This is a genomic window from Actinomadura roseirufa (assembly GCF_900659635.1).
Classification (GTDB): Bacteria; Actinomycetota; Actinomycetes; order Streptosporangiales; family Streptosporangiaceae; genus Spirillospora; species Spirillospora roseirufa.
On the sequence record NZ_CAACVB010000218.1, the window covers coordinates 1 to 13,299 of the forward strand.

The following is a 13,299-nucleotide window of genomic DNA, read 5'->3' on the forward strand; positions in this document are numbered from 1 at the left end:
AGCAGCGGCGACAGGAACGCGCCGCGCTCGGCGTCCGCGCCGCGCACCTCGACGCGCCCGGGGTCGCCGAACACCAGCCGGGCCGCCGCCAGCAGCACCGCCAGGGAGCGCCGCACCTGCTCACGCTGGCCGAGCCCGGCGAGCGCGCCCATCCGCACCTCCGGGTCGCGCGGGTCGCCGACGGTGACCTCGGCCAGCCGCTCGCGCGCCGCGTCCGCGACGTCGCCGAGCAGCGCCGCCGGGACCAGGGCACGGCGGATCGCCGTGCACTTCTGCCCGGCCTTGACCGTCATCTCCGTGACCAGCTGGCGGACGTACAGCTCGAACTCCCGCGTCCCCGGCACGGCGTCCGGGCCGAGGATCGAGCAGTTCAGCGAGTCGGCCTCGGCGTTGAACCGCACCGCCCTCCCCGCGATGACCGGATGGGCGCGCAGCGCCCGCGCGGTGGAGGCCGACCCGGTGAACCCGACGATGTCCTGCTCGGTGAGATGGTCGAGCAGGTCGCCCGGCTCACCGCACACCAGTTGGACGGTGCCCTCGGGCAGCAGCCCGGACTCCACGACCAGCTCCACCAGCCGGTGGGTGAGGAAGGCGGTCGGGCTCGCGGGCTTGATCAGTGTGGGCACCCCGGCGAGGAACGCGGGCGCGAGCTTCTCCAGCGGCCCCCACACCGGGAAGTTGAAGGCGTTGATCTGCACCGCGACGCCGAGGGAGGGCGTGCACAGGTGCTGCCCGGCGAACGTGCCGCTCGGGCCGAGCCGTTCGGCGGCGCCCTCGACCAGGAACCGGTCGTTGGGCAGCTCGCGCCTGCCCTTGCTCGCGTAGCCGAACAGGACCCCGATGCCGCCGTCCACGTCGAACCGCGCGTCGTTCAGCGTGGCCCCCGTCCGGGCCGACAGCGCGTAGAGCTCCTCGCGGTGCTCACTCAGATGGGAGGCGAGGGCCTTCAGCAGCGCCGCGCGCTGGTGGAACGTCAGCTCCCGCAGGACCGGACCGCCGGCGCGGCGCCCGTGGTCGAGGGCGGCGCCCATGTCGATCCCCGCCGAGGAGATCCGCGCCACCTCCTCCCCGGTGACGGCGTCGAGTAACGGCGTCCCCTCGTCCGCCGGAGCACGCCACGAACCCGCCACATAGCTCCGCAACACGGCCACCGGAACCTCCCTGTCCCGTCTGAGGATCTTCCGCCTTCCTCTTCCTGCCACGGACGGAGTCCCTTCACGCCTCGGGCCCGCGGCTGGCCCGGCGGGTGGTCCCGCGCCCGCGCCCGGCGGGCCGTGACAGGGCTCGCCCGCGGCGTCGGGCTGAGCACGCGGCCGGGCAGAGCCGTCCGGCGGGGTCAGGGACGCGGCGCCGCCGCCTTGCGCGGGCGGTCCTCGGAGACGGGGACCGCGCCGCGCCCTCCCCTGGCGAAAACGATCAGGACCACCGCGCAGAGCGCCGCCGTGACGGCGGCGAACCACTGGACGGCGGTGAGCAGCCCGGCGGAGAGGGCGAGCAGGCCCACCCCGACGACCGGCAGGCCGACGCCGAGGTAGATGACCACGTAGAAGCCGGACAGGACCTCCGCGTGGCGGCCGGCGGGGGCGGCCCGGCTGACCGCGGTGAGGCCGCCGAGGAACGCCAGGCCCTGGCCGATGCCGCCGATCACGGCCGCGGCGAGCAGCAGCGGCAGTGAGCCGATCCCGCCCGCCAGGGCCAGCAGCGCCAGCCCCGCGGCCAGGAGGGACAGGCCGGCGAGTTCGAGGGCGCGGGCCTCCCGGCCGTATCCTGCGAGCTGGGCCAGGGCGGAGCAGAGCAGCATCAGCGCCACGGCCGCGCCGCCGAGGAGCAGGTTCCCGCTGCCCGACAGGGTGCTCACATAGGCGGGCACGAGGGTGAGGAAGAGGCCGATCACGGCGAAGGCGAGGAAGCTCGCCGTCCCGCTGGTCGCGAAGACGGCGCGCACCGGAGCGGGGACCCCGGGACGGCGCGGGCGCCACCGGCCCCCCGGCGGGGCGGGCGGCAGCGCCGCGATCGCGGCCGCAGCCGGGACCAGCAGCGCGATCTCCACCACGAAGGGCAGGACGCGCGGCGCCGGGGCGTACTCGGCGAGCGCCCCGGCCAGGACGGGCCCGAGCCCGAGGCCGCCCACCGAGGCCACGGTGGACACCAGCGCCGCCCTCCGGCGGTCGCCGCCGGGCTCGAGCTCCGCCAGCGCCGCGGTCAGCGGCCCCGAGGCCGCGCCGAGCGCGAGGCCCTGCAGGACGCGGGCGGCGAACAGCCACGCGGTGCCCGAGGCCAGCGCGAAGACCAGCGCTCCCAGCGCGGCCACGGCGACGGCGGGCAGCAGCACCCGGCGGCGTCCGGCGGCGTCCGACAGCGGGCCGGCCACCAGCAGCGAGGGGATCAGCACCGCCACGTAGGCGGCGAAGATCAGCGTGGTGACCAGCGGGGAGAAGCCGAACTCCCGCGCGTACCCCCGGTACAGGGGCGTCGGCAGGTTCGTGCCGGCCAGCAGGACCAGCAGGGCGTAGGCGGTGGCCCAGAACCGCCACCGGCCCGGCGCGGATGCAGGGCCGGCGGAGGCACGGTGATCGGGCGGCATCGGTTCCCCCAGGAGATATGTTCGGAGAGCCCGAACATAGCAGATGTTCGGGAATCCCGAACATGCTTGCTATCCTGGGGGCATGGCCAGCCGCACCGCGACCGAACTCGTCCACCCCGACCGCTCGCAGCTGCGGTTCACCGCCGTGCTCACCGCCCTGGGCGACCCGGTGCGGCTGGCGATCGTCGCCCGGCTCGCCGACGCCGGGGCCGGTGGCGAGCTGGCGTGCACGACGTTCGCGCTGCCGGTCAGCAAGTCCACCCAGAGCGGTCACTTCAAGGTGCTGCGGGAGGCCGGCGTGATCCGGCAGCGGGACGAGGGGACGCGGAGGCTGAACCTGCTGCGCCGCGACGACCTCGACGCGCGCTTTCCCGGCCTGCTCGACCTCGCCGTCCCGCAGGGCCGCGCGGTGATCGCGGGCTGGTGAGCCGGGCCGCCGTCATCATCGGGCCCGGACGGGTCCGGCTCAGTGGACGTGGGCGCGGGCCGCGTCCTCGGGGTGCTCCAGGAGCCAGCCGATCCGGTCGCCGCTGGCGTCGTCGGTGGGCGTGTAGACGATCATGCGCGTCCCGGTGGCCGCCGTGACGTCCATGCTGGTGCTGCGGGTCCGGATCTCGCCGACCGCGTCGTGCCGGAACACCTTGATCCGCGGTCCGGGACGGGCGACGTCGTGATCGGCCCACAGCTGGGCGAACAGCGGGCTGGCCGCCAGCAGCCGCCGCACCATGTCCTTCCAGCCCGGCTCGGTCATGTGCCGGATGTAGCGGTGGCGGAGCACCGCCACGTGCGCGTGGGCCTCCTCCTTCATGTTCACGACCGGGTTGCAGCAGTCGGGCAGCGTGAACGCCATCCACGTCATGTTGCGCTCGCAGGCGCGGGCCGTCACGAGCTGCGGGAAGATCGCCGCGAAGGCGCGGTTCCAGGCGAGGACGTCGGACCGCGCGTTGCAGACCGCGGCGGGGAGCGGGTCGAGGGAGTCCAGGATGCGCTGGAGGTCGGGCGGCAGGTTGTCGCCGTCATCGGCGGCGGCCTCGCCGGGCACCTCGGCCAGCAGGTACAGGTGGTCGCGTTCGACGCCGTCCAGGCGCAGCGTGCGGGCCACCGCGTCCAGGACCTGGGCGCTGGCGTTGATCGGGCGGCCCTGCTCCAGCCAGGTGTACCAGGTGACGCCGACCCCGGCGAGCTGCGCGACCTCCTCGCGGCGCAGGCCGGGCGTCCGGCGCCGCGGGCCCGGCGGCATCCCGACGTCCTCGGGCGTGATCCGCTCGCGCCGGCTGCGCAGGAAGGCCGCCAGCTCCGTCCGGCGGCGCCCGCCCGGCGCCCGCTCCCCCATGGTCGTGCCGGTCATCGTCACTCCCCCAGCCTGCCCTGTGCCCGGTGTCCGATCCAGGTGCTGTCAGTACCAGTATCAGGGGGCTCTCGTTACCGGTACCGATTCGCCGACACGATCGTACGCATGACACGAACAACCGATCTGCGCGGGACTGTTCCCGACCAGGGGGCGCGGAGCGGACGTCCCGGGCTGATCCTCGGCCTGGTGCTGGCCGGGCAGTTCATGGCCATCCTCGACGTCAACATCGTCAACGTGGCGCTGCCGACCATGCGCGCCGACCTCGGGGCCTCCGGGGCGGGCCTCCAGCTCATCGTGGCGGGCTACGTCATCTCCTACGCCGTCCTGCTCATCACGGGGGCCAGGCTCGGCGACATCGTGGGCCACCGCCGCGTCTACCACGTGGGGCTGGCCGCGTTCACCCTCACCTCGCTGGCCTGCGGGCTCGCGCCGTCCACCTGGCCGCTGGTGGCCTTCCGGTTCCTGCAGGGCGCCGCGGCGGCGCTGATGACGCCGCAGGTCATGTCGATGATCCAGCGGAACTTCAGCGGGGCGGCCCGGGTGCGGGCGCTCGGCGCCTACTCCGCCGTGATCGCGGGCGGCGTGGTCGTCGGGCAGGCCGCGGGCGGGCTGCTGGTCAGCGCCGACCTGTTCGGGACGGGGTGGCGGACGGTCTTCCTCGTCAACGTGCCGATCGGCGCCGCCCTGCTGCTGGCCGGGCCGCGCCTGCTGCCGCGCGACGCCGGCCCGCGCGGCGGGCGCCTGGACGTGGCGGGCCTTCTCACGCTGGCTCCGGCGGTGCTGCTGTTCGTCGTCCCGCTGATCCTCGGCCACGATCTGGACTGGCCGGTGTGGGGCTGGGTCTCGCTGGCGGCGAGCCCCCTCTTCCTCGCCGCGTTCCTCGCGGTGGAGCGCCGTGTCGCCGCGGGCGGCGGGCGTCCCCTCATCTCGGCGCGGGTGCTGCGGGCGCCGCGGCTCGTCCCGGCGTGCGTGGCGCTGGTGTTCGGGCCGTGCAGCTGGGCGGCGTTCCTGTTCACCACCACCCTGCACCTGCAGGGCGACCTCGGGATGTCGCCGCTGAAGTCGGGCCTGGCGTTCGTTCCCTGCGTCGCGGCCTTCGCGCTGGTCGGGCTGAACTGGCAGCGGCTGCCCGAGCGCTGGCACCGTCCGGCGATCCCGGTCGGCTTCGCCGTCGCCGGGCTGGGGTACCTGTGCATCGGCCCGCTGGCGGGCGGCGGGGCGTCCTACGAGGTGCTGACCACGGTGATCGGTTTCGGGCTCGGCGTGCTCCCGATCGTCATGACGACCGCGCTGCGGCACGTCCCGGCCGAGGACGCCGCCGACGCCAGCGGGCTGATGCTGACCCTCATGCAGCTCGGCCAGGTGGTCGGCGTCGCCACGGTCGGCACGCTGTTCCTCACCCTCGCCGAGGACGGCGGCTCCACCCGGCACGCCGAGTACGGCACCGGCTGGGCGCTCGCCGCGCTCGGGTTCCTCGGCGCCCTGTGCGCGGTGGGCGTGGCCCGCAGCCGCGCGGTGCCGCCCACCACGGGCTGACCCCGGGCGGACGTCTTTCCTGTTCCGGGCGTTTAGTGCAGCGGTGACCGGCAATGGACGAAGCACCTATTGGTGATCTGCCCGTCGCAAGACACCCGAGGCGGATGTCCGTGCCGAGGGCATCCGTCCTCCCGCCGGACGCCGCACCGAAACGGGGCTCTCATGCGCGTGCTCGGAACCACCGCGCTCCTCCATCACGCGGCCGCCGTCCCGCTCCGCGACGACAGGGGGCGGCCGCGGTGAGGGTCCTCGTGGCTCGCCAGGACGCTCTCGGCGACGTGCTGATGGCCGGGCCCGCGGTCCGCGCGGTGGCGGCGCGCGCCGAGGAGGTGGTGCTGCTGTGCGGGCCGCGCGGCCGCGCCGCCGCCGGTCTGCTGCCCGGCGTGGACTCGGTGCTGGAGTGGCGGGCACCGTGGATCGACCCCGAGCCCGAGCCCGTCGACGACGCCGACATCGCGCGGGCCGTGCGGATGCTGCGCGGCTTCGACCGCGCGCTGATCCTCACCTCGCTCCACCAGTCGCCGCTGCCGCTGGCCCTGCTGCTGCGCCTGGCGGGAACGCCGTGGATCGGCGGGATCAGCGAGGACCACAGCGGCCCGCTGCTGGACCTGCGGCACCGCGCGCACGGCGACGTGCCCGAGCCGCTGCGGATGCTGGCGCTGGCGGAGGAGGCGGGGTTCCCCGCCCCCGCCGACACCCGGCTGCGGGTCCGCGAGCCGCTGCCCGACACCGGCCACCTCACCGGCGGGCCCGGCTACGTCGTGGTGCACCCCGGCGCGTCGGTCCCCGCGCGCGCCTGGCCGCCGGAGCGGTGCGCCGAGGCCGTCCGGCTGCTGGACGCGGCGGGGCACCGCGTCGTCGTCACGGGGGACGGCGACGAGAAGGAGCTGACGGCGCTGGTCGCCGGCGAGGACGGTCTCGACCTCGGCGGCCGCACGCCGCTGCCCGAGCTGGCGTCGGTGCTGCGCGGCGCCCGCGCCGCCGTCGCGGGCAACACCGGCCCCGCACACCTCGCCGCGGCCGTCGGGACGCCGGTGGTGTCGCTGTTCGCGCCGACCGTGCCGGCGGCGCGGTGGGCGCCCTTCGGGGTGCCGATGGCGCTGCTCGGCGACCAGCGGGCGCCGTGCAGGGACAGCGGCGCACGCGAGTGCCCCGTCGCCGGGCACCCGTGCCTGGCGTCGGTCGGCGCCGCGGAGGTCGCCGCCGCCGTGGAGGTCGTCGCCTCACCCGGGGAGCCGCCCATGTGACGGAACCGGCCGCGTGAGAGACCGGCCGCGTAAGGGAACCGGCCGCCCAGCGGAACCGCCCGCGGGCGCGCGGTTTTCACATGCCCTCGGAGAAAGAGTGGGCTACCCCTCGGTTTACCGGATCGGCGGGAAGGGCAGAGTCACGGGGCGGCCCACTCGCGAGTTCGGCGCCCTGTGCTCCGGGCTGCGAGGCTGGGCCGCGCCAAGCTTCCCCCGCGCCCGTCTCCCGCGCCCCTCCGCCGTCAGCCGGACACGGCTCCCGCGAGGGCCAGGCCGCAGTAGGCCGCTCCCAGGCCGGCCGCAATGCTCGCGGCGGCGTTGAGCACGGCGTACAGCCGCGCGCCGTCCTCGGCGAGGCGGAGCGTCTCGTACCCGAACGTCGAGTAGGTGGTCAGAGCGCCGCAGAAGCCCGTCCCGGCGAAGGACATCGCGCCGCCCGAGGCCGGGAGCGCCGCCAGGAACCCCAGCAGCGCCGACCCGGCCACGTTGACGGTGAACGTCCCCCACGGGAACTCCGAGTCGTGCCGGGCCTGCACGGCGCGGTCGCCGAGGTAGCGCAGCGGGGCACCGAGCGCCGCGCCCAGCGCCACCAGCAGGACCGTCACGCGCCCTCCCCCTCCCCCAGCCCGGTGCCCTCGTCCGCTCTCCCGGCCCGGCGCCCGGCCACGGCGCCGGTCAGCGACCGGGCCAGCCGCACTCCGGTGAAGACGGCGGCGAGGGCCGCGGCGAGCGTGGCCGCCAGGTAGGCCAGCCCCGTCCGGGCGTACCCGTTCTCCACCGCCTTCTGGATGTCGACGACATAGGTGGAGAACGTGGTGAAGCCGCCCAGTACCCCCGTCCCGAGGAAGGGCCGGACGAGCGGGTGCGCCCGGAGCACCTCGGTGACGAGGACCATCAGCACTCCGATGGCCAGGCACCCGGACACGTTGATGGAGAAGACCGCCCAGGGGAACCCGCCCGGCCGGGACGGGAACGCGGCGGTCAGCCCGTGGCGGGCCAGCGCGCCGAGCGCGCCCCCCGCGGCGACGGCGCCGATCGTCGCCCACGGCGCGCGGCGCAGCTCGACGCGCTGCGCGGGGACCCTGAGGTCGACGTCGGGATCGATCGGGCCGCCGGGCGGGTCCGCGGGCGACGCTCCGGGGGCTGCTGCTTCGGGCACGGTTGACTCCTACCAGCGGAAGGCTTCTTCACCGGTAGGGACCGTTGGCGGCGGACGCCGCGGTTCGCCCCGGCGGGGCACGGCGGGCCCCACCGCCGCGGCCCCTCGCGGGGCTCGGCCGCCAGTGTAGCGAGCCGCCGCCGCGCCGGTACCGGGAGGGGGCGCGGCGGGCCGGTCAGGAACCGGGACGGTCGACCTGCCCCCGCCAGCCGCCGGTCTGGACGCCGCGGCTCTCGATGAACGCCTTGAAGCGCTGCAGGTCGCCCTTGACGCGGCGGCTCAGGGCGCCGGACTTGTCGGCCGCCTTCTCGACCAGGCCCTCCGGATCGAGGTCCATCTGGGCGGTGACGCGGGTGGTGGAGTCGTCCAGCCGGTGGAAGGTCACCACTCCGGCGTGCGTGGGCCCCTCCACCGACTTCCAGGCGACGCGCTCGTCGGGGAGCTGCTCGGTGATCTCGGCGTCGAACTCGCGGGTGACACCGGCGACCTTCGTCCGCCAGTGCGTCGTGGTGTCGTCGATCTGGCGGATCTCCTCCACGCCCTCCATGAACTCGGGGAACGCCTCGAACTGCGTCCACTGGTCGTAGGCGGTGCGGATCGGGACGGTCACGTTGACCGACTCGGTGATCGTGCTCACGGGGTTCCTCCTGATGTGCCGGTGTCATGCGGCCGGCTGTTCGGCCGCGTGCTCGTCCCCCCGTTCCCGATAAGAGGCGGACGATTCCGATCCGGGGGAACGGACTGGAACGCGCCCGGAGGCCGACGCCCCGCCCGGCATGGCGAGGCCGGGCGGGGCGTGCCGTTCAGGAGGCGGGTGATGGCGGGAGACGGCGCGGCGTGCGCGGAAGGGAGCGGAAGCGAGCGGGGCGGGTCAGCGCCGGGCGGGCTTCGGGAGCTCGCAGGAGGCGTCCAGCACGACGTCGTTCCCCTTGCCGAGGCAGCGGGCCAGGATGTAGGTCTGCTGCGCGTAGCTGGCGCCCCGCCGGACGGTGACGTTGCCCGCCGGGTCGACCTCGCACGGGTTGTTGAGCGTGCAGCGCCCGCCGTCGTCGTTGCCCGTGTTGTTGACGGCGACGACCTCGTGGCCGTGGTAGTCGATGACCGGCGACCCCGACGTGCCGTGGATGGTCTCGCACCCGGTGTTGTAGCGGATGGAGTCCTTCCAGGTCCACACGTCCTCGCGCAGGCGGTAGACGGTCGCGTCGGTCTTGCAGGAATAGATCTTCTTCCAGTAGCCGGACGCGATGCGGATCTCCGTGCCGTCCTGCGGCCGGGAGGCCGACAGGCGCAGCGCCGGGATCGTGTAACGCCGCTGGATCTCGGCATAGGTGGTGTTCAGCCGGTAGAGCGTGACGTCGGTGTCGGTCATCGTGGCGTACTCGACCTGCGTGGCCCTCAGGGTGGCGACCTGCTGGCCCATGGCGTTCAGGAGCCCGAACGTGCGCCGGGACGGCTGGTCGACGATGACCCGGCCCGCGCCCGGCATGCCGCTCTCCAGGCAGTGGCCGTTGGTCAGCACCAGGGCGTTGTCGGTGTCGGCCGACTTCGGCCCGCGCACCAGGGAGCCCGAGCAGTTGTCGAGCGCGATGATGCCGGTGAAGTCGACGTCGGCCCTGACCGCGGGCGCGGGCGGGGCGCCCTGCGGGACGGGCGCGGCCTGCGCGGCGCCTGACGCGGCCAGGACGGAGGCGCCCGCGGCGGCGGCGAGGGCGGCTCCTGTCAGTCGTCTTTTCATGGGGATCCTCTCGGACTGGCCGGCGGGGCGCCGCACGGCCGGACGGCGTTGTCGAGCCGGATGCTAGGTCAGGACGGGGGCGGCGAGAAGGAAGGGACGCGCCGGTCAGTGCACGTCGACCCAGCCGTAAGTGCGTTCGACCGCCTTCTTCCAGTTCGCGTATCCGTCCCGCCGCTGCCGGTCGGTCCAGGTGGGGTCCCAGCGCTTGTCCTGGTTCCAGTTGCTGCGGAGCTCGTCGGTGGTGGTCCAGAAGCCGGTGGCCAGGCCGGCGGCGTAGGCGGCGCCCAGGGCGGTGGTCTCGGCGACGACGGGGCGGGAGACGGGGACGCCGAGGATGTCGGCCTGCAGCTGCATGCACAGTTCGTTGGCGGTGACGCCGCCGTCGACCTTGAGGACGTCGAGGTCGACACCGGAGTCGGTGCGCATGGCCTCGACGACGTCGCGGCTCTGGTAGCAGATGGATTCCAGGGTGGCGCGGGCCAGGTGGGCGTTGGTGTTGTAGCGGGACAGGCCGACGATGGCGCCGCGGGCGTCCGAGCGCCAGTAGGGGGCGAACAGGCCGGAGAAGGCGGGGACGAAGTAGACGCCGCCGTTGTCGTCGACCTGGCGGGCCAGGGCCTCGCTCTGGGCGGCGCCGGAGATGATGCCGAGCTGGTCGCGCAGCCATTGGACGGCCGAGCCGGTGACCGCGATCGAGCCCTCCAGCGCGTACACCGGCGCGTCCTCACCGAACTTGTAGCAGACCGTGGTGAGCATGCCCGCCTGGGAACGGACCAGTTCTTCGCCGGTGTTGAGCAGGAGGAAGTTGCCGGTGCCGTAGGTGTTCTTGGCCTCGCCCGGCGCGAAGCACACCTGCCCGACGGTCGCCGCCTGCTGGTCGCCGAGAATGCCGCTCAGGGGGACCTCGCCGCCCAGCACGTCCGGGCGCGTCACCCCGTAGGGCTCGGGCGCGGACGAGGGCTTGATCTCCGGGAGCATGGCGCGGGGCACGCCGAAGAACGACAACAGCTCCTCGTCCCAGTCCAGAGTCTCCAGATCCATCAGCATCGTGCGGCTGGCATTGGTCGGATCGGTGACGTGCACCCCGCCGTCGGTGCCGCCCGTGAGGTTCCACAGCACCCAGGTGTCGATGTTGCCGAAGACGGCGTCACCGCGCTCGGCGGCCGCGCGGACTCCGTCGACGTTCTCCAGGATCCACTGGATCTTCCCACCGGAGAAGTACGTGGCCGGGGGCAGGCCCGCGCGGTGCCGGATCGTCTCGCCCCGGCCGTCGCGTTCGAGGGCGGCGGCGATGCGGTCGGTGCGGGTGTCCTGCCACACGATCGCGTTGTAGAACGGGCGGCCCGTCCGCCGGTCCCACACCAGCGTCGTCTCCCGCTGGTTGGTGATGCCGAACGCCGCCAGGTCCGCGTGCCCCAGACCCGCCCGGTTCAGCGTCGTCTGGATCACCGCCCGCGTCCGCTCCCAGATCTCGGTCGGATTGTGCTCGACCCACCCCGCCCGCGGCAGGATCTGCTCATGCTCGAGCTGGTGCCGGGCCACCTCGTTCCCACCATGGTCGAACACCATGAACCGGGTACTGGTCGTGCCCTGGTCGAGCGCTCCGACGAAATCGGCCATGCGGCTCTGCCTCTCTGTTGCGGGAACGGGGGCCGGGCCCCGTCACGGGACGTCGTACTCGGGCTTGCGCTCGGCGCCCGCCGCCTGGAAGTCCTCCGGCTCGGGGATGTGGCGGCCGATGAGCAGGAGGTAGAGGCCGGCGCCGACGACGCCCCCGACCAGCGGGGCGGCGATCGGCACCCAGAAGTAGAGGTCGCCGTGCTGGTCCCGCCAGGCCGTGTCGTAGCCGGTGATGTACTGCGCCAGCCGCGGCCCGAGGTCACGGGCCGGATTGATCGCGTACCCGGCGCAGGTGCCCCACGCCATCCCGATCGCCACCACCAGCAGGCCGATCACCACGGGCGTCAGGTTCGCCAGCGGCGGCGAGTTGCGCAGGTCGGTCAGCGCCAGCACGACGAACAGCAGGATCGCGGTGCCGATGACCTGGTCGCGCACCGCGCCCCACGTCCCGATCGGCAGGGTCCCGTTGCCCGGCAGCGTCGAGAACACGAACTGCGACTTGAAGGTGTGGCCGGGGTCGAACTTGGCGAGCACCTCGGAGTAGTCCCACCGGACGAGCAGCGCGGCTATGAAGGCGCCCGCGAACTGCGCCGCCCAGAACGCGGGGACCTTGCGCCAGGGGAAGCCCTTGAAGACCGCGAGCGCGAACGTCACGGCCGGGTTGATGTGCCCGCCGCTGAGCCGCGCCGAGACGTAGACGCCCAGGGTGACCCCGATGCCCCAGGCCCAGGCGATGCTGTCGTGGTCGCCGAGGCCGCCCGCGACGACCTGGGCGACCACGCCGACGCCGAACAGGATGAGGATCAGCGTCCCGGCGAACTCGGCGGACAGCTCCGCCGCCAGCGAAGGGGTCTTCGGCGGTCCCGTCATCGCTCCTCCTCGGGGCCCTGGACGCGGGCCGTCGTCCCCCTGAAGGTGATCATGCGGTGACCATTCCCCCGCGAGGGCGCGCCTATGCCGGGCCGGAGGCACCTCGTCACCCACGGTTACGACATATCCGCAGGTAATTGAGCATTTGCCGCGCCGTGCCGGCGACCGCGTCACGGGCCGGCCCGGTCAGTGACCGTGGAACGCCTCGGCCAGCCACCAGGCGGGCCCGCCGCGGGTCACCTTCGCGTCCACGACCATCGGGCGGTCCCGCGGCCCGGCCAGCCACTCCTCCACCGCCGCGAGGCCGGCGCGGTCGCGCACCGTCGCGGCGGCGCACCCGAAGCCGCGGCCGATCGCGGCCAGGTCGGCGGGCGGGAAGGTGACGGTGTCCAGCCGGTGGCCGCCGGGCCCGAAGTGGTGGACCTCCGCGCCGTACGCCTCGTCGTCGTAGACGACCACGAGCAGCCCGAGCCCGAGCCGCACGGCGGTCTCCAGCTCCGCGATCGCCATCAGCGCGCCGCCGTCGCCGAGCGCCGCGACGGTGAGCCGGTCCGGGCGCGCCAGCGCCGCGCCGATCGCGGTGGCCAGCCCCAGCCCGACGGACTGGAACGCCTGGGTGAACACGAGCCCGTCGGCGTCGGGGACGTCGAGGAACATGGCCGGGAAGCCCATGAAGTTCCCGCTGTCGACGGCGACGGTGCGCTCGCGGGGAAGCAGGGCGTCCAGCGCGATGGTGAGCGTGCGCGGGTCGATCCGGGGCCCGCCCTCCGCGCCGTCCCGCCCGTCCGGGTGCTCCTCGTACGGCACGTCCTGCCAGCGGCCCTCGCGGGCGAGGCGCCCGGCGACCCGCGGCGTCCGGTACCCGGTGGCCGTGTGCCCGCGCGCCGCCAGCTCCGCCGCCGCGGCCCGCGCGGTCTCCGCGACGTCGCCGATCAGGCCGAGGTCGACCGGGTGATGGGCGCCGAGCGCCTGCGCGTCCACGTCGACCTGCACGACCGTGGCGTGCCGCCCGACGAGCGCGCCGTGCCGGGTCGTCCAGGCGTTCAGCGAGCAGCCCCAGCCGACGATCAGGTCGGCGCCGCCGATCAGCTCGGCCGCCGCGGGGGTGGCGAACCCGCCGCTGACGTCGAGGCCGAACGGGTCGCCGGCGAACAGCCCGCGGGCGGCCGCGGACGTGGCGGGCAGCGCGCCGCAGCG

The 13,299-nt window shown here is 74.5% G+C and carries 13 protein-coding genes; 3 read left to right on the forward strand and 10 right to left on the reverse strand.

The window, feature by feature from the left end:
- Both E1291_RS31825 and E1291_RS31830 read right to left on the reverse strand, forming a co-directional pair.
- A partial coding sequence (locus tag E1291_RS31825) for a 3,4-dehydroadipyl-CoA semialdehyde dehydrogenase (RefSeq protein ID WP_131741782.1) occupies positions 1-1,151 on the reverse strand: 1,151 nt, incomplete at its 3' end.
- A 185-nt stretch (positions 1,152-1,336) separates the two neighbouring features.
- Positions 1,337-2,584, reverse strand: a complete 1,248-nt coding sequence (locus E1291_RS31830) for an MFS transporter (protein WP_131741783.1) — start codon at positions 2,582-2,584, stop codon at positions 1,337-1,339.
- 82 nt (positions 2,585-2,666) lie between these two features.
- Here E1291_RS31830 and E1291_RS31835 point away from each other — a divergent pair, with 82 nt between their 5' ends.
- On the forward strand, positions 2,667-3,011 hold the full coding sequence (locus E1291_RS31835) for an ArsR/SmtB family transcription factor (protein ID WP_131741784.1): 345 nt from the start codon (positions 2,667-2,669) through the stop codon (positions 3,009-3,011).
- A gap of 39 nt (positions 3,012-3,050) precedes the next feature.
- On the opposite strand, the gene E1291_RS31840 is transcribed toward E1291_RS31835, so the two are convergent.
- Entirely contained in the window at positions 3,051-3,932 is an 882-nt protein-coding gene (locus E1291_RS31840) for a helix-turn-helix transcriptional regulator (protein WP_131741785.1), read from the reverse strand.
- A gap of 108 nt (positions 3,933-4,040) precedes the next feature.
- Between E1291_RS31840 and E1291_RS31845 the strand changes: the two genes are divergently transcribed.
- Together E1291_RS31845 and E1291_RS31850 are read left to right on the forward strand one after the other, a co-directional pair.
- Positions 4,041-5,471 carry an MFS transporter gene (locus E1291_RS31845; protein ID WP_131741786.1) on the forward strand — a complete coding sequence of 477 codons (1,431 nt, stop codon included), beginning with the start codon at positions 4,041-4,043 and terminating at the stop codon, positions 5,469-5,471.
- 284 nt (positions 5,472-5,755) lie between these two features.
- The gene (locus tag E1291_RS31850) at positions 5,756-6,718 is read left to right on the forward strand and encodes a glycosyltransferase family 9 protein (RefSeq protein WP_242614504.1); all 963 of its coding nucleotides are present in this window, start codon (positions 5,756-5,758) and stop codon (positions 6,716-6,718) included.
- 242 nt (positions 6,719-6,960) lie between these two features.
- Here E1291_RS31850 and E1291_RS31855 read toward each other — a convergent pair whose 3' ends face one another.
- The 7 genes from E1291_RS31855 to E1291_RS31885 all read right to left on the reverse strand — a co-directional run.
- Positions 6,961-7,323: a fluoride efflux transporter FluC gene (locus E1291_RS31855; protein WP_131741788.1), complete on the reverse strand. Its 363-nt coding sequence runs from the start codon at positions 7,321-7,323 to the stop codon at positions 6,961-6,963.
- Positions 7,320-7,877, reverse strand: a complete 558-nt coding sequence (locus E1291_RS31860) for a fluoride efflux transporter FluC (protein WP_131741789.1) — start codon at positions 7,875-7,877, stop codon at positions 7,320-7,322. The genes E1291_RS31855 and E1291_RS31860 overlap by 4 nt, the downstream gene beginning before the upstream one ends.
- A 175-nt stretch (positions 7,878-8,052) precedes the next feature.
- Positions 8,053-8,514, reverse strand: coding sequence for an SRPBCC family protein (locus E1291_RS31865; RefSeq protein ID WP_131741790.1), 462 nt, complete (start codon positions 8,512-8,514; stop codon positions 8,053-8,055).
- Between the two features lie 234 nt (positions 8,515-8,748).
- Entirely contained in the window at positions 8,749-9,612 is an 864-nt protein-coding gene (locus tag E1291_RS31870; protein WP_131741791.1) for a S1 family peptidase, read from the reverse strand.
- A gap of 105 nt (positions 9,613-9,717) precedes the next feature.
- A complete protein-coding gene (gene glpK / locus E1291_RS31875) occupies positions 9,718-11,232 on the reverse strand; it encodes a glycerol kinase GlpK (RefSeq protein ID WP_131741792.1) in 1,515 nt (504 codons plus the stop codon).
- A 42-nt stretch (positions 11,233-11,274) separates the two neighbouring features.
- Complete coding sequence (locus tag E1291_RS31880) at positions 11,275-12,102, reverse strand: MIP/aquaporin family protein (RefSeq protein ID WP_131741793.1); 828 nt, start codon at positions 12,100-12,102, stop codon at positions 11,275-11,277.
- A 186-nt stretch (positions 12,103-12,288) separates the two neighbouring features.
- The coding region (locus tag E1291_RS31885) for a thiamine pyrophosphate-dependent enzyme (protein WP_131741794.1) at positions 12,289-13,299 on the reverse strand (1,011 nt) is incomplete at its 5' end.